At 64.5% G+C, this 22902-nt stretch carries 10 protein-coding genes; all 10 read right to left on the reverse strand.

All coding sequences use genetic code 11. From position 1 onward, the window contains the following. Window positions 1–120: 120 nt before the first annotated feature. The 10 genes from ACUN0E_RS32335 to ACUN0E_RS32380 all read right to left on the reverse strand — a co-directional run bounded on the left by ACUN0E_RS32335 (window position 121) and on the right by ACUN0E_RS32380 (window position 22884). A complete protein-coding gene (locus ACUN0E_RS32335; RefSeq protein WP_445569127.1) occupies window positions 121–12765 on the reverse strand; it encodes an LWXIA domain-containing protein in 12645 nt (4214 codons plus the stop codon). A gap of 255 nt (window positions 12766–13020) precedes the next feature. Further along, window positions 13021–13827, reverse strand: coding sequence for a lytic transglycosylase domain-containing protein (locus ACUN0E_RS32340; RefSeq protein WP_445570561.1), 807 nt, complete (start codon window positions 13825–13827; stop codon window positions 13021–13023). 74 nt (window positions 13828–13901) lie between these two features. Further along, window positions 13902–14570 carry a type III secretion system export apparatus subunit SctR gene (gene sctR / locus ACUN0E_RS32345; protein ID WP_408223476.1) on the reverse strand — a complete coding sequence of 223 codons (669 nt, stop codon included), beginning with the start codon at window positions 14568–14570 and terminating at the stop codon, window positions 13902–13904. Beyond that, a complete protein-coding gene (sctQ, locus tag ACUN0E_RS32350) occupies window positions 14563–15858 on the reverse strand; it encodes a type III secretion system cytoplasmic ring protein SctQ (protein WP_445570562.1) in 1296 nt (431 codons plus the stop codon). Before sctQ ends, sctR begins: the two co-directional genes overlap by 8 nt. A 239-nt stretch (window positions 15859–16097) precedes the next feature. Beyond that, window positions 16098–17345 (reverse strand): enolase C-terminal domain-like protein, encoded by a 1248-nt coding sequence (locus ACUN0E_RS32355; RefSeq protein ID WP_445569128.1) that lies wholly within the window; start codon window positions 17343–17345, stop codon window positions 16098–16100. 55 nt (window positions 17346–17400) lie between these two features. After that, window positions 17401–18441, reverse strand: coding sequence for an L-idonate 5-dehydrogenase (locus tag ACUN0E_RS32360; RefSeq protein ID WP_445569129.1), 1041 nt, complete (start codon window positions 18439–18441; stop codon window positions 17401–17403). 58 nt (window positions 18442–18499) lie between these two features. Then, entirely contained in the window at window positions 18500–19828 is a 1329-nt protein-coding gene (locus ACUN0E_RS32365) for an MFS transporter (protein WP_445569130.1), read from the reverse strand. 105 nt (window positions 19829–19933) lie between these two features. Further along, entirely contained in the window at window positions 19934–21226 is a 1293-nt protein-coding gene (locus ACUN0E_RS32370; protein WP_408519204.1) for an MFS transporter, read from the reverse strand. Window positions 21227–21306: 80 nt separating this feature from the next. Next, window positions 21307–22074 (reverse strand): SDR family oxidoreductase, encoded by a 768-nt coding sequence (locus tag ACUN0E_RS32375; protein WP_445569131.1) that lies wholly within the window; start codon window positions 22072–22074, stop codon window positions 21307–21309. Between the two features lie 90 nt (window positions 22075–22164). Next, window positions 22165–22884 carry a FadR/GntR family transcriptional regulator gene (locus ACUN0E_RS32380; protein WP_408223489.1) on the reverse strand — a complete coding sequence of 240 codons (720 nt, stop codon included), beginning with the start codon at window positions 22882–22884 and terminating at the stop codon, window positions 22165–22167. Between the last annotated feature and the right edge of the window lie 18 nt (window positions 22885–22902).

Below are 22902 nucleotides of genomic sequence, written 5' to 3' on the forward strand. Positions count from 1 at the left end.
ATGGGCCAGGAGCCGGCCCGACAAACGGGCGATGATCGCCCTGCCCGCTGCCCGCCATTCACCGCTAGCTTCTGGCTTCTGGCTTCTGGCTTCTGGCTTCTGGCTTCTGGCTTCTGGCTCCTAGCCAACAATAATCAACTGCCCCGGATCGATCGACGCCGGATGTTTCGCCACCGACGGATTGAGCTGCAGAACCTCATCGAATGCCATTGCGTCCTGCCGGTTGCGCGACATCTTCTGCTGATCAGCCGCCGGAACATGCGCGGCGTCCAGCAGCGAACGCCGGTTGCGATCGGCAATCACCCACAACGAATCACCCTCGACAACGAAGTACTGCTTCGGCTGATTCGACGACGGAGTCGCGGACGGGGTGCCGGTCGGCGCCGGTTGCGTGGACGACGTCGAACCCGGCGCGGGCGCCGACTTCGATGGCGATGACGATGGCGACGTCGAAGTCACACCAGCCCCCGGAGTCGGACTGACCGACGGCGCCGTGGGCACGCCCGACGGCAGCAAACCTGGCGCCGGGCTGGCGGACGCCCCCGGCTGCTGCAGATGCTGCGTATTGCCTGGATTCTTCGTGTTCTGACTCGACCCGCCGGACAGGAAGCTCTGAATCAGCGTGCCCGCAAAAATACCCACCGGCGCGAGTGCCAGCACAGTCGGGAAACGCTCCATGCCCGGCGTCGCGTTAGGGAACTGGGTGTGCAGCCGCCCCGCGCCGAGAATCGTCGCGGAGGTGATCGCGAGGCCGCCCAGTACCGGATGCCCTTCGCCGATCTGCACGATGGCGCTCGCAAAACCGGCCGCCGAGGTCACGTAGTCGCTGGCCGCATCGACAAAACGGGTCACGCGGCTGCGTTTGTCGGCGTTCACCTCATGCGCGTTGCTGAGATAAACGAGACTCGTGTAAGTCATGCCGAGCGATGCCCCGAGCGTCGTCAACACCGGGGCGAGCACGCCGTGATGCGCAGTAATGGTCGCGATGTTGGTCGCAATCGTCGCCGAGTAGCCGACGATTGCGGCGCCACGCCCGATCAGGCCGACCGCATGACGCGGGCTGCCGTGATGCAGACGCTTCAGCGACGTGCCGCCCACCACGCCCTGCATCTGCGCGAGCATATCCGCCGCGACGGCTTTCGTGTGCGTGACCGTGTCGTCGAACGAAAGCTGGCCGTCGTTGTTCATCGCCCGCAGTTGCGCGGCTTTCAGCCGGCCTTCCTGCGCGATCAGCGACAACTGATTGACGCGCGCTTCGTCGAGACTGTTCGCGCCCAACTGCGAGCGCAAACCGCGTTCGAGCCGGCCGACCACCGCGTCGAACACGCGCGGGTCACCGTTTTTCAGACTGGCGACCGCGCCCTGATGCAATGCCTGAAACACCCGGCCCGCCCGTGTGCCGACGAACAGCGAGGTCGCCGTATGGTGCAGCCCTTCGCTGCCGAACGTATGCAACAGGTTGAGCGAATTGCCGCCGAGCACCAGTGCGGACGGCGTACCCACCGCGATCAGACCGCCCGAGCGGAGCCGGTTGCGCCAGCCGCGCGCGCGTGCGTGCACGCGCAGCGCATGCAGTTCGGCCTCGGCGCGCTGTTCCGGTGCAATCGGCTGCGGGCTGAGTTGCGCCGCGGCTTTGCGGCTTGCGCTGATCGGCTTGGAGCCGTCGTTGCGTAGTACCGGATCGGCAACCACCGCGCGCCAATGCCCGGCCGGGTCCGCCGTGCCCGCCTTTTTCGCGGACAACGTCTTCACCTGCGGTGCGCTCACATGCGCGCCGATCTCACTCTTCCAGCGAATCGAGAACGCGCGCGCGAGTTTTTCGGTGCGGCCGCGCGGGGGGTTGCCACTGGCCGTCCAGCCCTTCTCGGCAGAGTCGATCGTCGCGAGGCGAGCGCGGTTCAACAACGCGGTTGTGTTGCCCTCGTAAAGCTGCCGATGCAGCGTGTCCAGTTGCTCCGGCGTCATGCCCTGAGCACGGCCGAGCCGTTCGACTTCGGCGAACAGCAACTGATGCTGGTCCGCAAGCGCCTGCGGGCTGACGCGTTCGAACACCCGCGTGAGCGCATCGGCGCCGTGCAGCCGCGCGAGCTTACCCGGCTCGCCGTGGTAGTCGACGATCAACTGCGCAAGCGCCGTAGTGAGGTCCTGGTTCGCGATAAAGTCGGCACCGTGCGTGCCGTACGACAAACCCATGTGAACCCATTCCAGGCTCGGCCGATCGAGCACGGCCTTCAGCAACTCCACATGACCCGCGCCCGGCACGGATTCGGGCACCGAGTCCCAGCCGTGGAACGTGACCATCACCGTCGGCGCGCGGCTCTTCGGATTGTCTTTCGCCCACTTGTCGAGCGCGCTGAAGGTCCGCACGAAGTCGTGGTACGTGTCGTTGGTGCCCGCCTGGAAGCGCTGGTCTTTGCCCGACACGAGCGCGCGCGACGGCGCGGTCTCAAGACGGATCGCAAAGCCCGCTTCCGCCGCCTCGTCGAGCCAGCGATGCAGATGATGCAGATCGTCGAGCGCGAGCGCCTCGCCGCCTGACCCCGCGGCCGGCTCGATCACGCCGTTTTCGCCATCGAAGCTCGCGCTCGCCTGATCGCCGAGCGCTCGCACTTCTCGCAGGAAGGCCGGGTCGTGCGACTGTCCGAGCGCGGCCGCGAGCGAATGCGGATCGACCACGAGCGAAACCATCGGCATCACGCCGCCATACCGCCTGATCTGCGCGGTCATCAAGGCGGGATCGTCGCGCAACGCAAAAGCGCGCGACATCGGCGCGATGCGGTCCTGAATGGCCGGGTCCGAACGCACGAACATCTGGATCATGCGCAGGTCCGCCACGTTGGCGACGCCAAAGCGGCGCGCCAGGGTCTTGATCGGTATCGGCGCAAAACGCGACGGCGTGGTCGGGACGTCGCGCGCGACATAATGCCTGTTGCCAAGCGACTTCCACATCGTCGGGTCGGCCATCACCGTCTGCCGCCCGGCGGCGTTCAGTTGGAGCTGCTGGTCGGCCGGCCCGCGGCTGCGCGCGTTGAACGCCTTGATGCGGCCGAGTTCGGGGAACCAGCGTTCCAGTTTCGCCGCGCCATAGCGCAGATTCGATTCCACCACCGTGGTGGTCGATAGACCCGGCTGATACGGCTCGATCTGCAGCGACGCCGCTGCGGCGGCACGCGCCGTACGCTTTTTACCGCCGTTACCGCTTTTGTTCCCCGCCTGCAATTTCTGGGTGAGCGTATTGATTTCACCCTTGACGCCGTCATAGGTCGCCTTGATGCGGGTGGCCAGCGCCTCGAACTCCGGCGAATTCTTGCCGAGTGTGTCCGCCTGCTTCCATTGTTTCTTCAGCACGCGCGCCCGTTCGTTCAATGTGGCAAGCCGCGTCGGCGCTGTATGCTCCAGAAACTCGTCGGGCTTCAGACGCGTCAACAGAAAGTGCACGTTGGCGCCATACTGACCCCGGCCCACCGGCATTTCGTCGAGACTGACACCCGGCTCGTTGACATTGCTGGCTTGTTCCCGGTTGTCGAACCAGCGCAGTTCGCTGTCGCGTGTGGCGATGATTCCACGCGGTGTCCCGAGCGTTTCGGCAATCGGGCCTTCCGTGTCATACACGTAGATATAGTGCTCCGCTCCGATGCTTTTCTGGTCGATGGCGCGCAGCAGATGCAGTGCGTTATGGCCACTGAAGTCGATCACGCTCAGCGGTTTTTCCGGCGACGGCAGCAGATTCAACTCGACCAGCGGATTGCTCTCGCCAGCCGGTTGCGTGGGCTGCGCGAGCGCCTGCTGCCGACGCAGCAGGGTCACGGCCTTACGCGCCGCCGTGGAGACCCGCGACGCGCCGTTGCGCGCCCCTTCTCTGCCTTGCGCGAGCCTCAACTGCCCGACGTCGCCCGCCTTACGGCGCGGCTTCTTTTCCGGCTCGGCCGAATTCTTCTTCTCGGCCGGCTCGAAGCCGCCGACCCGCGCGACCGCCGCCGGCTCGCGATCGCTGACGATAAAGCTCACACCGCGCCGGCCCGCGCGGCCCACCGGAATGCGGCCCGCCCGGCGCCGGAACGCTGCGCCCAGTTCGTGTTCGGGGATCACCGTGTCGGCAACCGGCGTCGTCTCGTGATAGATCCATTGGTGAAGCGCATTGCGCTCGGCATAGCCGAGCACCTTGCCGGTTTTATTCTCGACTGCGTAAATCTTCTGTTGCGCATCGACCGCCTGTGCGGCGAGCTTGGGACGCTTGAAGCGGGGCGCGTCGGCCAACGCGGCAACGTCCTGTGTCAGTTGCGAATCGATCGGCTTGCCGGATGCGGCCACCTGCCAGGACTGCTTGTCGTTCGACGCCTCGATCTTGGCCGCGCCGCCAAAGCGCGCGAGTTCGTCCGCGGCGACCGGCGATACGTAAAAGTCGTACTTCGCGCGCTCGGCAGCAGCGTCGGTAGCGGACTGGTTCAGCGCTTTCGCCAGTGCGCGTGGCACGTTTTTGCGCTCCAATGGCTGCGGCCTGGTGAGCTTGCCATGCTCGTCGGTTGCAAGCTCGGCCACGAACCGCGGCTGCGGATGCTCCGCGTCCGCAACCGGCTGTGCGTCGTGCCTGGCGACCAGAATGTGCGCGCCGCGCCCCGCTTGTCGGGCCAGGTCCTCGAGTTGCGGCACGTGCGCGCCGTCGATCCGGCGCAGCGTCCGCAGGTCGTGTTCGTCGAGCCATGCCGCCGCGCGCGCTTCGTCGGGTGTCAGTGCGGGCGGCTGGGCAGCGGTAGCCGTAGCCGGCGTGTTCGGCGTGCCGGCATTCGGATTAGGTGCCGGCATCGCGTGCGGCGCGGCGCCGTTGGCCACTTCGGAGGCCTGCTGCTCATAGAAGGCCCGATAGCTCGGATGCCCAGGCAACGACGTGCGCATGTTGCCGAACACATTCGCAAGCCGTTCCACGGACGCGGGATCGTCTGCACGGGCGCGGCCGTATTCGCGTTCGATCGCATCGGGTAGCTTGATCTGTGTACCGATATCGACACGCCCATCGGTTGCGGCCTTGATCTCATCGCGCACAGCGAAAGCGTTCAACTGTGCGCGTGCTTCCGCGCGCAGCGCGCTCTGCGCGAAGGCTGGCGTACTGCTGTAGTCGAGTGCGAGCTTGCCTTCAATGGCCTCGACCGCATGGCCCGCTTCGTGCGCGAGCACATAAACCATCGCGCCGGCCTGCTGGAATTTTCCGTCGATGACGATACGCCGGTTATGCGCGTCGACCTTGCTGCCCTCGCCCGCGCCTCCGCGCACGACTTTCCAGCCGTCCTGTTTCCAGAGCCGCATCTGTTGCGTGAGCAGTTCTGAATAGCCGATCAGATCGAGCGCCGCGCGCGGCAGCGGTGCGCCGCCAAAGCGCATGCGAATCCGCGTAATAAGCGAGGGCTTTTGCGAGAACGCACCGGGCTGCGCGATCTCTTCGGCGTCGGGGTGCGCGAGTTCGATTTCGCCGCTATCGACGCCCGCCTGCACACTCTGCTGCACAGCGTCGATGTCGTCGAGCGTACTCAGATGGCGCAGCCGGTCGTTAAAGCCAACCTCGCCCGGGTCGCTGACCAGCACGTCGCCGTCGCGCGTGATCATCGCCTGGAAGTCGATATCGATCTCGTGCCGCTCGACCACGTCGCGAATCTGCTGCAGATGGGCGAGCCCCTGGCGCGAGATGCGCGCCGGCAGTTCGCCGTCTTCGATTGCATGGGTATGCATGATGCCGAGCGGCCGGTACAGCACCGCGACGCGATTGAATGCCGAAAACGGACCGCTCATCGACAGGGTGCGCAAGCCGAAACGGCGCAGCACCGCGAGCGCGTTCAACTCGGCCTCGGCCGCCTGCCGATGGAAGTCGGCATCGTAGCGCGGGCCGCGTTCGAGGACGCCGAGCGCTGCATCGTGGCCAAGTTCGAACACCATCTTCTCGGCACCGTAACCGAGCACGGCGCCCGCATGCTGTTCAGCATCGAGCCGCCGCGCCGGATCGCCGTCGCGGTAGACACCGCGTGCGTCCGCCGCGAGTTCACCCAGGTTGGGCGCGCCGAACGGCGCCGGGTCATAGCGGGTCAGCGCGCTGGCGTCGAGCAGCGTACCGTCCGCGGCGATGGCCTCGGCCGGCGGCACGTAGATCGGCTGTTGCCACAGGTTCGCGAGTTCCGCCGCGTGTTGCGGACTCGCGTGGCGGGCAGCGAGGATCACACGCACGTCGTCGCCGGCAAACGTGCGGCCGAGATCGAGCGTAAAGCCGCGCGCGTCGACAGGTACGCCGTCGAGCAGCAACGTACCGTCCGGCGCGGTTTCCGCATGCACAACGATCAGATCGCGATCTTCGTTCTTCGAAGCGCGGCCCGATGGCTCCCGTTGCAGCGTGCTCAGGTCCGGCACGTCTGCACCGAACGGCGACACATGATAGGCACGGGCACGTGTCCACTCGATGCGCTCGGGGAACGAGGCGGTGTGGCCGCTTGTGTCGGCTGTGTCGGCTGTGTCGCGCGCGTTGGCGGTATCGCTGGTGTCGCTGACGTTGCCGGGATCGCTGGTGCGGGCCTGCGCCGTGACCGCGGGCGTAACAGGTGCGGCCGGCCTCCCGGCGGCATCCGGCGTGCCGACGCGTGCGAGTCGCGCTTTCGCCAGCGCGATGTAATCGTCGATCATCTGCAGGCTGGTCGCACGAGGCTGCGCGCCCTCAGTGACCGATTCGAAGTCCGCCAGATAAAACGTCCCGTCGCGGCTGATCAGAAACTGCAAATCGCCGATCGCGACATTGCGCTCGACCATCCAGTCGCGCGTCGCGGTAAGGCTTTCGATCGACTTCGCATTAAAGAGGCTCGTGTCGTACACGGGTGTGCTCGGCGCACGCTCCCCATGCATTTCGGTCTCCCGTGTCAGCGGCCGGTCGGCGGCACGATACGAATCCATCACCAGCGCATCGTGCCCATGGATGCGTCCGACGCCGTCGATCCGTGCCACGTAGGGCGCGCCCAGCGCCTGGAGCTGCTGTGTCTTCGCGACCATGTCGCGCGGATCGTCGACCACCTCGGGCTCGTCGATATCGTCTTCGAGCCGCTCGATCGGGTTGAGCTCGCGATACACGACCACCGTCTTGTCGCCGAGCTGCAGCGCGGTCTTGTACGCGCCGATGCCACGCAACTGCCCGAGATGCGCTTCGGGATCGATCTGACTACGCGTGCCATCCGTACCGGTCACATGAAACGTGCCGCGTTGCGCATCGAACTCGACAGGCCCGTCGAGGCCCGAGCGGATCGGCCCAGGCGTCAACATTTCCCACTCGGTCGGCGCATCGATGCGCGGCGCGAACACGTGCACGCCGGTGATATCGGCGAGCTGCTGGGCACGCGCGCGCGTCACGTCACTCGGGCGCGAGAACGGCAACGCGATGGGGTCGCCGCCGCCCTCGAGGCGGCTGGAGAAGAAGCGGTCATCGAGCACAAGCCGGTGCGGTTCGGTGTTCAGCAATTCCTCGGCAAAACTCAGGCGCGTGGCGCTCTCGAACGGCGAGCGCGCGAGCGCCCGGTCAAGACCCGCGTCAAGCGCACGGCCGTATGCTTCCAAGCCTTCGCGCGTCGTCGGCAATGGCTCAGGCACGTTGGGGCCTGCGCCGGGCTCGTGAGACTGCGGCGCGGGCATATGCCGCGCGGCGCGCGTCGGGAAGCCTGCCGGGTCTGGACGCGCGCGGTCATACGCTTCGTTGTAGAACTGCGCATACGTCTTGCCGGACGTGCCCGAGACGGGCGCTTCGGCGAACGCTTGCGTCAGACGCTCGACCGTGCCCGCGTAGTCGTCGGTCGGCGCCCATGCATCCGCCTCGCGCTGGATCGCGTCGGGCAGGCGCACGTGCGCGGCGATATCGCCGCCGCCCGCCATGTCGATTTCGTAGCGCGCTTCAAATGCGTTGATCTGCGCGCGCGCTTCGGCTTCGAGCGCTTTGCGCGTAAAGCGGCTGCGGCCGCTGTAATCGAGGCCGCTATTGCCATCGATTGCCTCGACCGCATGTTTTGCTTCGTGCGCGAGCGCATAGGTCATGCTGCCCGGCTCACGCAAGCCGCCATCGAGTGTCACGCGTTTTTTCTTCGCGTCGATCCGGCTGCCGCGACCTTCCCGGCCGACCTTCACACGCCAGCCTTCGTCGTTCAGCATACGCAGTTGCTGCGACAGCGTGCCCGACTGCTGGGCGAGCGCGCTCACTTCATTGGGCAGCGGCGCGCCGCCGAAGCGCATCTGCAGACGCGCAAGCAGGCCGGCCTTGTTGCTGTCAGCGGCCGGTACGGTTTCTTCCATTTCCGGATGTGCGAATTCGATGCCGTCGGTGTCGGCCTCCTCTGTCTCGGTCGGTTTCTGGCTATCGCGGGCCTTGCCGGCAGCCTGGGTGTTGGCGTCTTCGTCACTCGTGCGGCTCGGGTCTTTCGGCACATACAGACCGTTACGATAGGTTTGGGGCGCATCTGTCGCGCGCGGCGCCTGCGCATCGGCCAGCGCCTCCGGACCCGCGACGTACAGGCCGCTCTCACGCAGAGCGAGCCCCTGTGCATCGCCGGGCGCACGTGGCGCGGGATCGAAACGGATCAAACCGCTGGCGCCGCGAATCGTGCCGTCGGCCGCGAGCGCGTTGCGCGGCGCGACGAAGACCGGCTCGTTCCACGCGTTCGCGAGTTCCGGCGCGATCTTCGCCTCCTCGCTGCCTTCGATCAGGACAATCGGCTTCGCGGCGGATGCCGCGGACGCCACGGCGAGGCGCGCCGCCGGTGCCGCTTCGCTTTCCGCGAGCGGTTGCCCGTCCGGGCCGAGCAAGGTGTTGTTGCTCCTGCTCGCATCGTTACGCACGACGTACAGCGTGCTGCCGTCATAGTCGCGCGGCTCGATCAGCGGTGCGCGCGTCAGCGGCTGGCCGCCCGGCGCCCCCGTGTCGGTTTCGGGTGCAAACGGTGGCGCCTCGGTGGCGTTGAGCGCGGTCCACGCGACGCGCTGCTGGAAGGTCGTCGGACGCGCTTCGTCCACGCCGTTTCCGGTGAGCGGATCATTCGCACGCCGCCATACGATCGCGTTGGTTTCGCTGCTGCGGCGATTCGCGCTGTCCGTCAGATGCGCTTCCTCGTTGGCCTGCTGACTACGCTCGCGGACTTCCGTCGAGCTGCGCAGTCCCTCGCTCATCGACTGCGCGGCGCCTACGGTGCTCTCCGTCAAGCTCGTCTCTGCATTCTGCGTAGCCTGGCGTGTCAGCGGATCGGTGGTGTCACTGGCGAGCGGCGTGGTCGTGCGCGGTGCGGTGGGTTTGACCGGCTCGCTGCTGGACGGCGTACCGGCATTGCGACCGGCCAGTTGCGCCACTGTGGCGGCCACTTCCTCCGGTGTTTTCAGCTCGCTGGGACGGCTGAGCGACAGATTGTCCGACAGCTCGAGGCCACCGGATTCGCCAACGGTGACGTGCTCGCCCGTGTCGTATGAAGTCAGCTTCACCTGCCGCAGCGGACCGCTCTTCGTCGGATCGACGACCGAGATGCTGCCATCATCGCCGAGCACCGCCGATGCGCCCGTTTCCTTGCCGCGGCCCGTATAGCCGTCCGCATTGCCGCGATTGAGCACACGTACCGGCATGCCATCGTAAGTCAGCACCTTGTTGCCGACTTGCAGCGTACCGTCGCTGCCGACCTTCACGGTTTTACCGTCGAGCGTGGCGAGATTGCGATCGAGCGTCAGCGCGTCGGTGCTCGTATTGGCGAGGCGCTGCACACGCACGGACTGATCGCCGAGCGTCAGATTGGTCTGGCCGTCTTCGGTGCGCGCCGCAAAGTCCAAACGGCTGCGCACGATGCCGGTCGAGGTTGCCTTCAGCACGTCATGCCCTTTGACCAGCGCCACGTTCATCACGAGCGACGAGACATCCTGCGCGATATTGCCGTGGCCCGTCACGACGTCGTAGCTGAGCTGTCCGCCGGCCTCGACGGCGCCGCCGAATGCACTCGCTTTGGCGCCGAACCCCGCTGTCTTGTTGACGATGCTGGCCGCCTTGCCGGAGTCCGCGCCGAGTGTGGTCGCAGCCTTGGCGAATAGTTCGGTGCCGGTGAACTTCGTGACCGCTTTCGCGGCGCCCGCGGCGCCGACCGGAATCAGGTTGATATAGTCGGCGCGCGCGCCGGCGTCGAACGGACTGATGGTGCGATCATGATCGACCCGGTTCGCGAGGTCGTAGCCGGAGTTCGCCACGGCCGCCGCCGACGCGCCATAGATCATGCTCGTGCCGATCACGTTCAGCGAGACGCCGAACGGCAGTCCGACGCCCGTCGCATCGAGCACGCCACCAGCCACGTCGAGCACGACCCCGCCGATCAGTGTGCCGAGATTCAGATTGCTCGCGCCGAGCGTGTGCAGCGTGCTTTCCCAGAAGCTGTCGTGATGCGCGGCACTCGACTTCACCTGTAGCACGCCGTTGTTGTAGCCGGTCGCAATATCCACCGTGCCGTCGGACGACAACTGGTTGTTGTTGATGTAATCGTCGATACTCGAATACTTCGCACCGCCGTCGTCGACATAGTGTGCGTCGCCGCCGTCCTTGTTCGTGACCTTGAACAGCGCGGTCGTCGTCATACCGCTGTCTTTCGACGCGTAGACGATAGGCAGGATGCTTACCTGAGCGTCGTTGCCGCCCACCTTGTGAATTTCGTTGTAGACGGTATTGATCGTCTTCAACGCGTCGCCGTCGTACTGCACGCCGTCCGCGCCTGGCTGCTGCGCGGTTTGCAGGCCGAGCGCCTTGCCGATCAGATTTTTCTGGTCAGTCGCGCTGGTCGCGCCGAAGTTATAAGCCTGACCCTTGTTGGTGCTCGCACTCGCGTTACCAAGCATCGATTGCGACAATTCGCTGCGATGCGATTCGTAAAACTGGTCGAGCGCCTTGGCGTAATCGGCCTTGTCCGAATCGGTCACCGGGTTCAGCAGATTGTCGCTGAGGCCCGCGTTGAACTGGTCGAACAGCACCTGGTCGTGCGCGCCGTCGGACATCAGTTGCAACTGGTTGACCTTGTTGTTCGCCGCGTCCAGTGCGGCGCGCGCATCAGACAACTGTTGGGTGTACGGATTGATCTGATACGGGCCCACCGATGTGAGCAGCAAGTGACCTGGTCCGCCATGCTGGGCGACATTGACGAACGGCCCGTCGGCCGCGCCGCCGTGCTGGCTATTCCAGGCGTCGTATTGCTGCTGGACTGTCTGCAAAGTGCTTTTCGCGCCGGTCTGATCGCTTTGCGCCGCATTCAGTGCGAGTTTCGTCGCCTGGTCGTTGACCGAATCGGACAGCCGCCCATCTGCCGCATGCAGCGCCGACGCCACGGTTTTCAGGCCCTTGATTTCGAGCGGCGTCGGATCGTTGACCGCACACATCGTGCGATGGTCGTACTGATTCTGCAGGCCATTCGCGGCATCGTCGTATTGCGATGCGAGCGAGTTGCCGTAGGCGGCCACGAAGCTGTCGTGCGCGAGACCCGCCTGGGTCTTGTCGGCAGAAAGCTTCGTGTAGGCGTTGCCCAGGGTGACATCGACTTGCGGGTCGATGAGCTGCGCGTTCGGATTGGCCTTGTGCCACTGATTCGACGCGCTCAGCGCGTTGTTGTAGTCCGTCTGGTCCTGATCCACCTGACGGTTCGCGGACAGCATCTGCAGATAGCCGCCGCTCGTCTGAGCAGCCGTTTGCGCGCGGGTCAGCAGATTCTGCTGCTGGGCCACCGTCGTGGCCATGACCGTCGGGCCGAACTTGCCGGACACCGCGTCGAAGGTCTGCTGCACGTCCGCGACCTGCGAGGCGTCGCTCGCGGCGCTCAGGCAGGCGTTCGCGTAGTTGGCATCGGCGGCGGCGCTATTCAGGTTGGTCTGCGCCGTGCTGGCGTCGATGGCCGGCGGTGCGCTGACCTCGAGGCCGAGCGGCGCGAGCTTGTTGTTCAGGTTCGCGATGCTCGTTTTCATCGCGTCGCCATAGTCCGGGTCCGACGCATGCGACTGCAGTTGCGCATAGGCCAGATTCGAATTGGCAACGTCGGCGCTGTAGCGGCTGTTCGCTTTGGCGAGTGAAGCGTCGGCTTTTTGCCAGGCGTCGTAGGCCCCCAGTTGCTGCGGCGTTTTGCACGCGCTAGCAGGCGGCGGATTCTTCGGATCGAAGCCCGGCATCAGCTTCTGGAGCGCCGTGGCCGCATTGTCCGCAGCCGTCTGCGCGGGCGCGATCGCGCCCTTGTCGGAGTCGGCCTGCTGCGCATACGCGATCATGTAGCCGGCGTCCGTTGTCACCTCGAGCTCGCGCCCCGCTTTCGTGGTGGCCGTCTGGGCGTTGGTGTAGTCGGTCTGTGCGCTCTTGAGGTCCGCCGCGCTCGTCGTCGGGTCCGATTGCAGGTTCGTCAGCGTATTCAGCCTGGTCTGCTGATTCGTGACCGCGTTGTCGTATTGGGTTTGCGAGTCCTGGATCGCCGCTTGCGCGGCCTTCGTGGTCGGGTCGTCGACGGTGATGTCGGGCGGCGGCGGCTGATACTGACCGGCGAGCGTCTGGATCAGCGTGTTCGCGGCGCTGATGTCCTCGTTGGTCGGCTTCGACGGGTCGGAGTTCGCGTCGACCTGCACCGTGATCTGCGGCGGCATGACCGGCGTTTGCGAGCCAGTCTGGCCTTGTGTCTGCGGGGGTTGGGGCGTGGGTTTGCTGAGCGTCTCGTCGAGAAAACGCATCCAGTTGACGCCCATGCCGACGCCGTCGATTTCCAGCATGCAAGTCTCCCTGCCATCCAGCCTGTGCGCAGGCGTTGGGCGTGCGCCGCCCAGCGCCGCACAGGGCACTGATGCGAGTGTACGAAGCCAGCGCACCCTGGATACGGCGGGATCTCGTAGGCCGGCGCACGGCTTGGCGGACTTGCGTGACGCGGGCTACGAAACGATGGGGTTCAGCCGACGGGCCGCGCGCCGTGAGGGTGCTCCCAGGCGTTCGTACTGATCGTTGAGACGGCTTGCCGTTCGTTGACCGCGCTAGTGCGAATCCAGGCAGCGCACGCACAGCGCGCGTATCTGCGCGGCACTCAAGCCCCGGCATACGGTGACGAGCGGGTGCGCGTGACACGACGGCGCGCTGCGTTTCATGTCGCTGACCGGCTTGAACTGCGGCTGTGCAAGGGAAGATTGGACCGACACCGCCACGGACTGTGGTGCGCTCTGGCCGGGTCGATAGAACGCGTTAGTGCGTGGCGGTTCTTTCGCGTCACGCACCACCGGGATCGGCTCGATCCCCCCATGCAACGCATCGCGGCGCGCATTCACCAGAACCTGACGCACATAGCCGGTGGAAAAACCCGTGGTGAAATTGCCGCTGTAATAGCACGACAACGCAGCGCGCAACGCGGCCTGCTGATCGAAGGACGCACGGCTCGAACGACTGAAGCATTCGCTCAGAATTTCCGCCCCGGCGCGCAGATTGCGGCACGGTTCGAAAAGCGTCGCCGCCGTTTCGCCGTACTTCGCGAAGTTGCGGTTGTTCACCTGTGAGAGACCAACGCTATAGCTGTAGCCGAGCGTCTCAAGCTCGCGCACCGTGGCAAGCGCTTCGACCAGCGACGCTGGCTGCCGTTCGAGATGCGCGCCCACCACACCGATCGCGAACGGATTGAAGCCGGATTCGGTACGCACGAGCGCGGACAAGGTGTAGGGGTCGACGTTCGGCGCGCAATCATGGGCGAGCTGCGTGAAGCCGACGCGCCGGTTTGTCTGCGTCGCACCGGCTGCGTCCGTGACTGCGCCGCTTGCTATTGAAACGGGCAACAGCGCAGCCAGCAGCAGCATGCCCACGAGCGGCGCGCCATGCCGCCGCCATGCGCCCGCGAGCGGCGCGATGAACGCCAGGCGCGCCACGCGTGTCATCCCGCCACCCTGTACGACAGCACAAGGCCGTGCACGAGCAGCGACCAGCCGTCGAGCGCAACGAACAGCAGGAGTTTGAACGGCACCGAGATCGTCGTCGGTGAAATCATCTGCATGCCGAGCGCGAGCAGAATGTTCGCCACCAACAGATCGACCACGATAAAGACGATATAAATCACGAAACCGATCTGGAATGCCTTGGTCAACTCGGCGAGCGTGAAGCTCGGCACAAGGACCAGCAGGTCGTCGTTCTGCAGACCGTCCGCGCGGTTTTTCGGCCAGACGCTCGTTGCCGTTTTCACGAAAAATTCGCGATCGCGCAGCCGCGTGTGCGCGACGAGAAAATCCTTGATCGGCGGCAGCGCGGCATCGGCAAGCGCGCCCAGGTCCGCAGTCGATAGCTGCGCCGAGGCGTTGAAGTTGCGCGCCTGCAGCGCGTCGCGAATATTCATACCGACGGGCGCCATGATGAACAATGACAGGATCAGCGCGATACCGTTGAGCACCATGTTCGGCGGCACCTGCTGAATGCCCAGCGCCGAGCGCAGCAGGCCGAGCACGACCACCAGCTTCGTGTAGCTCGTTACCATCAGCGCCGCGAATGGCGCCACGCCGAGCGCGACAATGACGGCGATCAGCGAAACCGGATTCGGCAGATTACCCATCCTGCCGCTCGCGTGGCGCCTGGGCAGCCGGCGGCGTCAGCGTGGTGACGCGCACGCCGAGCTTCTGGCCGACCGCAATCAGATGGCCGGTGCCGACCAGCATCCCGTTAGCGACGATGTTGATCACGCTCTGGTTGATGCCCTGCTGCAGTTCGATCACGCCACCGGGTTGCAGCACACTGAGCTCGCCGAGCGGCATCGTGCAGGACGGTAACTGGAAGGTCACTTCGACGGCGAGCCCGTCGAAGTGACGCGCGGCCGACGTCGCGGCGCCGCTCTCCTCTGGACTGGCCGGCTGCGTGCGCGGGGCTTCGGACGATTGCGAAGGTTCCAACGGCATCTCCCTGATTCGTTCAACGACTAGCCGGTTGCCCGATGGGCGGCCGGTGATTTCCCACGCCGGTTCAGCGGGGACTCGCGCGACGCACAGCAGGCTCTGGCCCTCCGCGCGCCAGTGTTCGATCGCGATGATGTCGCCGGCCAGCACGTCGGCCAGTTCCTGGGCCGTCAGGCTCGTGCGGCCGAGTTCGAAAGCGAGCGGCACGGGTAACGCCGCGAATGCCGCTGCGTTTTTCTGCGCGGCAATGGCGCGCGACGCGGCGAAGCTCCCGGCTGCTTGCGGTGACGCGGCGAAGAACACGCCAAGCGCATCGGGCGCATCGAACAGCAGCGCGCCGTGGCAACGCCACTCGTTATCGCTGCGGCGCAATTCAAAGCGCAACGTGGCAGGCGCACTGCGCAACCTCGACGACCCGGCGCCGTTGGTCCCCTCGGGATGCGACCCGACACGCGCGTCCGGCCCGGCGGCCGGCGGCAATAGCTCGACACGTTGACGGGTCAGCGTTTGCAGCGCGGCGACGAGCGGCGCGCACAGGTCCGCGAGCAACGCCGCACGCAACACCGCCGGCACCGACGGGTCCGCGGCATCGCCCAGCCATGCCGCCTCGGCCGACGGGTCGATCCATAGCGTGCCGTACGCCGGGCCGACGACAAAGCGATACGCGTTCGCGTCGAGCACCGGCTCGGCATCGACGCGCCATCGCACCTGATAGTCGACACCGCCGAGCGTCAACGGCAAGGGCGCGAGGGCCGCATAGGCGTGCGTCAGCCCGCTCGCCGCGGCGGCGGACAGCCGCGGCAGATACGGCGAAGTATCGAGCACGGTCGCAGCCACCGACGGCACGGACGGCGCGGGGCTGGCTGCGGGCCAGCGGATCGCTTCCGGGTCGGTCGTCACCTGATCTGTACGGTCGTCGATGTCGGCTCGCAAAAGAGGCAGCGCATGCACGGCGGGATCAAGTGGATTCGCGGGTTGACTTAATGGCGTGTCGGCCGGACGTCCCATTTCACATGGGGTTGGGCGGGCTGATCTGACGATTTTATGGGGCTTGGTTCGGGGATGCCGCGCGGGGAATCGTAGTCCTGGCGGCTGGCGGGGTGTTGCGGGGAGGATTGGCTACGAAGAACTGCGCCGCCGGCACGATCGATTTCAACCACACTGACCGCAAGCCGGCGACATTGACTCGTTCAGGGCGTCTGCAGCGTGCCGTCCTTCAGGCGCGTTTGCGTCCACGTCGTCACGGTGTTTTCGCACGGATATTTCGCGGCCTCGGTTTCGTCGATATCGACGCCCAGGCCCGGTTTTTCATTGGCATAGACGTGCCCATTCCTGAACGCGGGCAAGCCTGGGAAAACATCCAGCAGGGCCTCTCGCGGCCCTTTGAGTTCTTGAATCACGAAGTTTGGCGGCTCGGTCCCCGACCATTCCTGCACGCCAAAATTGCGTGCGGCGAGATCGATATGAATGTTCGCCGCATGCGCCAGCGGCGACATGTCGCCCGGACCGTGCCATGCGGTCCTTACGCCGAACTGTTCGGCAAATATCTGCAGCTTGCGCGCTGCCGTGATGCCGCCGATCTGGCTCAGATGCACGCGGATGAAGTCGATCAGCCGCTCGGTAATCAGAAACCGCCATTCGTACGGGTTATTGAACAACTCGCCCTGCGCCAACGGCGTGGTCGTTTTGGCCCGTAATTGGCGTATCCATTCGCCTTCCTCGAGCGCAATCGCGTCCTCGAGAAAGAACAGTTCGTACTGTTCAAGCTCGCACGCGAAGCGGATCGCTTCCACCGGCTTCAGACGTTCGTGCACGTCATGGCACAACTCGACGTCAAAACCGACTTTGCTGCGAATGCCGTCGAACAGCTTGAGCGTCTCCCGCATGTATTTTCTGCTGTCGAGATACACCCCGTCCGCGGCGCCTTCGGGCGCGCTCGCGGGCGCCTTGCCGAAGCCACCTCCGCCATAGCCGCCGCTTTGGCAACGAATATGCGTAATGCCCTGCTCGCGATACTTCTGGATGTTCTCGCACAACTCGTTCAGATCGCGGCCGTCCGCATGGCGATAGATCGGCACGCCTTCGCGGCACTTGCCGCCGAACAGTTGATAGAGCGGCATGTTCGCCATCTTGCCCTTGATGTCCCACAGCGCCATATCGACACCGGAGATCGCGTTGTTCTCGATCGCGCCGTTGCGCCAGTACGCGTTCTGATGCATCAGTTGCCACAGTTCTTCGATCGCCTCGGCATCGCGGCCGACCAGCAACGGCCGCAGATATTCCTCGATGAGGCACTTCACCGCCACATGCCGGTAGGCGAACGTCGCGCATCCGAGGCCCACCAGGCCGGGCTGGCTGGTCTCGATCTTCACGACGATCAGGTTGATGCCTTCCGGCGCGGTCAGGATGATCTTTACATCGGTAATCAGAGTTGCCATGTTCTGTCTGCCAAAATCGAATCAATGAATCGGACGCGCGTTGCCGGGTTCTTCGTCAAAACGTGATCTGCACTTTCATCTGCGTGCTGCGATCCGCTGCGAGATCGAATGCTTCGATCGCGCGCTCGATCGGCAGCGTGGCGGTGATGATCGGCTTCACGTCGATGCGGCCTTCCTTGATGAGCCGCGCGGCCAGCGCATATTCACCGTGAAAGCGAAACGCACCCTGCAAACGGATTTCCTTGCCGACCAGCGCGTTGATCGGAATCGGCACGTCACCGGTGACGCCGACCTGCACGATGGTGCCGCGCGGACGCAATGCCGGGATCACGTCCTTCAGCACTGCCGCCGCACCAGTACATTCGATCGCGACATCGAAATAGCCCTTCTCCGCGGTGAATTCATCCGCTTTCAGACCCGGCTCAATCGAGACGTTGAGCGTGCGGGTCGCGCCCATTTCCGTAGCTTTCTTCAACGGCGCGTCGTGGATGTCGGTGGCGACCACTTCGAGCGCGCCGGCATGGCGGGCGGCCGCCACGACCAGCGCGCCGATCGGGCCAGAACCGGTCACCAGCACGCGCTTGCCGGTCACGGAGCCGGCCTGGCTGACCGCATGCAGCGCGACGGCCAAAGGTTCCGCACAGGCCGCCTCGCCGAGCGAAACCGCGGTCCCGACCGGCTCGCATTGATATTCCTCGGCGGCGATCAGCTCGCGAAACGCGCCTTGACTGTGCGGGACTCGCATCGCGCTGCCGTAGAACCACATGTCCGCACAATGCTGCTGTTCTCCGGCGAGACAGAACTTGCAATGTCCGCACGGGCGGCTCGGATTCAGCGCAATGCGATCGCCCGGCTTGACGCGGGTGACCTTGGCGCCAATCGCCTCGACCGTCCCCGCGACTTCATGACCGAGCACGATCGGTTGCTTCACACGCACGACGCCGAAGCCGCCATGCAGGTAATAGTGCAGGTCGGACCCGCAGATTCCGCCGGCGCCGATGCGAACCAGCACCTGGTTCTCCCCGATATCCGCCACCTCGACCGCCTCGATCCGCAAATCCTTTTCTGCGTGCAAAACGCAGGCGCGAGCTTCCATAAACGACTCCTGTTTCAATAATTTCGTTGACCTCGAAGATCACGCCACTTCACGCGAATCATTCGGGCAACACGATACGTTCGACCTTGCCGACGATAAATGCGTAAGACAGCGCCCCGATGAGCGCCAGGGACCCGATGAATACCAGCGCCGACTCGAAATGTCCGTCCTTGACCAGCATGCCGATCACGATCGGCACGGCGATGGCCGAGAGATTGCCCATGAAATTGAACATTCCGCCGGTAAGGCCAATCAGGCTCTTCGGCGCGAGCGCCGAGACAAACGCCCAGGTGATCGACGCCATGCCGTTACCGAAAAAAGCCAGCGACATGAACAGAATGACAGCGGTCTGGTCCTGAACATAGTTGGCTCCAACGATCGACGTTGCGAGCACCAGCCCGGAAATGACCGGTACCTTGCGCGCAAAGCCGACCGAGAACCCGCGTCTAAGCAGAAAATCCGACAGGAAACCTGAACACAGAATACCGACATAGGCCGCGAGGAACGGCACCGACGCCATGAATCCCATCTTGATGGTCGTCATCCCGCGATACTTGACCAGGTAGGTCGGGAACCAGGTGAGGAAGAACCACAGGATCGACGACAGGCAAAACTGGCCGATGAACACGCCCCAGATATTGCGATTCTTCAGCACATGTCTGAAATCGGCCCAGCCGCCTTTTCGGGCCCCACCCTGCTCGCCGGCATCGACCAGACCGCCACCGTCCCGGATGTAATCGAGTTCGGCCTCGTCGGCCTTGCTGTCCTTCGGGTCGCGATAAAAAATAAACCACACCATGCTGTACACAACGCCTGCGGCGCCCGTGAAAAACAGCATGCCGCGCCAGCCGAACGTCGCCTGAATATAGACGAGCAGCGGCATGAAAAATGCGATGCCGACAAACTGCCCAGAGGTGTAAAACGCAATCGCAGTAGCGCGCTCGCGCTCGGGAAACCACGTGGTGACGACGCGGTTATTGATCGGATACGAAGGCGCTTCGAACGTACCGAGCAGCACGCGCAAACCGAACAGCGCCGAGAAGCCGTTCACGGCCGCCTGCAGGCAGGTTGCCACCGACCATCCGCACAGCAGGATTGCATACAGGATGCGCGGTTTCACGCGATCGACGAGCATGCCGCCTGGAATCTGCAGAATCGCGTACGACCAGCCGAACGCCGAGAAAATCAGCCCGAGCTGCACGGGACTCAGATTCAGGTCGCGTCCGAGCAGCGGAGCCGCCAGCGAAAGATTGCTGCGGTCCATGTAGTTGACGGCGATGCCGAGGAACAGCAGGAAACCGACGACGAAACGTTTTTTCGTGGCTTTGGTCGCGACGGTAGATCGCGCCGGCCCGGTGCTCAAGGTGGAGGTGCCCTGGAATTTCATCAGCAGTCCCTTTGATTGGGTAGCCTGCCGTACCGGCAGGCAGCTCGCAGCCCTGCCCGGATTGAAGCGCCGGGAACGCAGGACTGGTACGTGCGATTCATTGCGTTACGTGCGATGCAACGACAATGAAGCGTCACGTTTCGCGTGCTCGTCAGCATTCGCGGGCACGGTGATCATCAGGATGACCGAGAGCAGCAAACCGACCGCCATGAAGATGTACGAAGCCGCCGGGCTGCCGGTCGCGCCGTTCAGATAGCCCACCACCCACGATCCGAGGAATGCGCCCAGCGCGCCGCATGCGTTGATAAGGCCGATCGCACCGCCCAGCACGTTGCCCGGAATCAGCTCCGGCACCAGTGCGAAGAACGGGCCATACGGCGCATACATCGTGGCGCCCGCAATGACCAGCAAAGCGAACGAAATCCAGAAGTGCGAGCCGCCGACCAGATAGGAAGCGACGAACGCAATCGTCCCGACGAGCAACAGCGGCCACACGAACAGCTTGCGGTTGCGCGTCTTGTCCGACAGCCACGACGCGAGCAGCATCAGAATGATCGCGGCGAGATACGGCACAGCCGCGAGCCAGCCGACCGAGACGATATCGATCGTCGAGGCGGCTTTGAGGATCGACGGCAGCCACATGATGAAGCCGTACACGCCAATGCTCCACAGCGCGTGAATCGCGCAGAACTTGATCACGATCGACGAACGGAACGCCGCCTTGTAATTACGCACCGGCGCAATATGGGCTTGCTCGGCCGTCAGGCGTGCTTCGAGTTCGGTCTTTTCGGCGTCGCTCATCCAGGGTGCGTCGGCCGGACGGTCCTTCACCGTGAACCACCAGACCACCGCCCATGCGATTGCCGGCATGCCTTCGAGGATGAACATCTCGCGCCAGCCGAAGCTGCGAACCAGATAACCGGACACCACCGACATCCACAGCACCGTCACCGGATTGCCGAGAATCAGAAAGGTGTTGGCCCGCGAGCGTTCACTGCGCGTGAACCATCGGCTGATGTACATCAGCATCGACGGCATCACCGCGGCCTCCACCACGCCGAGCACGAAGCGCAGCACCATCAGCATTGGAATGTTGCTGACCATGCCGGTCGCCGCCGCGCACAGTCCCCACAGAATCAGGCTGAAGAAGATCAGCTTCTTGACGCTATTGCGTTGTGCATAGATCGCACCGGGCACCTGAAACAGGCAGTAACCCAGAAAGAACAGTGAGCCGATCAGCGACGACGTACCGTGCGAGATGCCGAGGTCCCTATCGATTCCGGCTGCGGCGGCGAAGCCGTAGTTCGCGCGGTCGAGATAGGCCAGGCTATACGTGATGAAGATGATGGGCATCAGATACCACCATCGTTGAGTTGCTACGGGTTTGACGCTTTCCATGATGTCTCCGGACCGGTGTGGCGCGCGAACTATCTGATGCGAGCGGCGGGTTGTTCTGCTCTACTCGCGTGGATCTGCATTTAAAGAACGGCCAGCCAGCCGCCGTCGACGTAGATGATCTGGCCGTTCACGTAGCTCGATGCCGGTGAAGCCAGATACACCGCCGTACCGACGAGTTCTTCCGGCTTGCCCCAGCGTTGCGACGGATTGCTGCTCTTCACCCATGCGTCGAAAGCAGCGTTCTCGATCAGCGGCTTGTTCATGTCGGTCAGGATGTAGCCCGGCCCGATCGCGTTCGCCTGAATGTTCGAGGCCGCCCACTCGGCGCTCATGGCGCGGGTCAGCATCTTGATGCCGCCCTTCGCCGCCGTATACGCGCCGACTGTCGCGCGCCCGGCTTCGCTCGTGAGCGAGCCGATGTTGATGATCTTGCCGCCCGCGCCACGCGCGATCATGCGTCGTGCAGCCTGCTTCGCGACGATGAAAGCGCTCGTCAGATTGGTGTCGATCACGCGCTGCCAGTCGCTCAGTTCGAGTTCGACGAGCGGTTTGCGAAACTGGATGCCGGCGTTGTTGATCACGATATCGACCTGCACGCCGTCCTTGTCCCACTGCGTGAATGCTTCGGCTACGGCGCCTTCGTCGGTGACGTCGAAGGCGCGGCCTTGCGCACTGAAACCCTTATCGCTCAGACGGGCGGCCGCTTCCGCGACCGTGTCGGCGCGCGTACCGTTCAGGATGACGTTCGCACCGGCTGCCGCCAGTCCCTCCGCAAGCGCGAAACCGATGCCGCGCGCCGAGCCGGTAACGAGCGCCGTGCGGCCGCTCAGATCGAATAACTGTGTCATGGGTTTTTCCTCTCGATGTTCAGAAATGAGGCGCGAGTGCGCCCCTCGCGATCGTCATGACGGTCGCGATGAAATGGGTTACGGGGGTCGCTACACCGGTTGGTCGTTAGCGGTTCGGTTCAGCACCGCGCGATCCTCAAAGTCCTGCTCGGCGCGCCTGATGAGCGTGAGCACCGCCGCTTCCGCCGCCTCGGGATCACCCTTCTCGATCGCGACGCACAGTGCCTCGTGCATCGGCAGCGAACGGGCCGGTCCTCCGGCGATTTCGGAGCTGAGTTCGAAACTGGTGCGCAGGATCGCCGACAACGCGTTCTGCATCTGCTGAACGAACTGGTTGTGGCAGGCGACAAGGATGGCGCCGTGAAAAGCGAGATCGGCGGGAACGTACTCGCCGTGGCCGGCGACTGCGCGCTCCATTGCCTTGAAAGCTCGCCGGACCGCACTGCGGTCTTCGTCAGTTGCACGTTTCGCGGCAAGCCTGGCTGCGTTCGGCTCGATGATCATGCGCAGCTCCATCAGATCTTCGATGAGGCCAGGCTCGACGGCGCCCGCACGCGCACGCCACATGATCACGTCCGGGTCGAACAACTGCCATTGCGCGCGCGGCAGCACCACCGTGCCGTAGCGGCGGCGCACCTGCAGCATGCCCTTCGCGGAGAGCGACTTCATCGTCTCGCGGATGGTGATGCGGCTCACCTGCATCTGCTCGGCCAGAACCGGTTCGGCGGGAAGAATGTCGCCGGGCATGAATTTGCCTGAACAGATCTGCTCGCCCATCTGATTCAGGACCTGCCTGTGCAAAGTCGCCACGATTTGCTCTCTATGTCA

This window comes from Paraburkholderia sp. D1E, assembly GCF_052682275.1.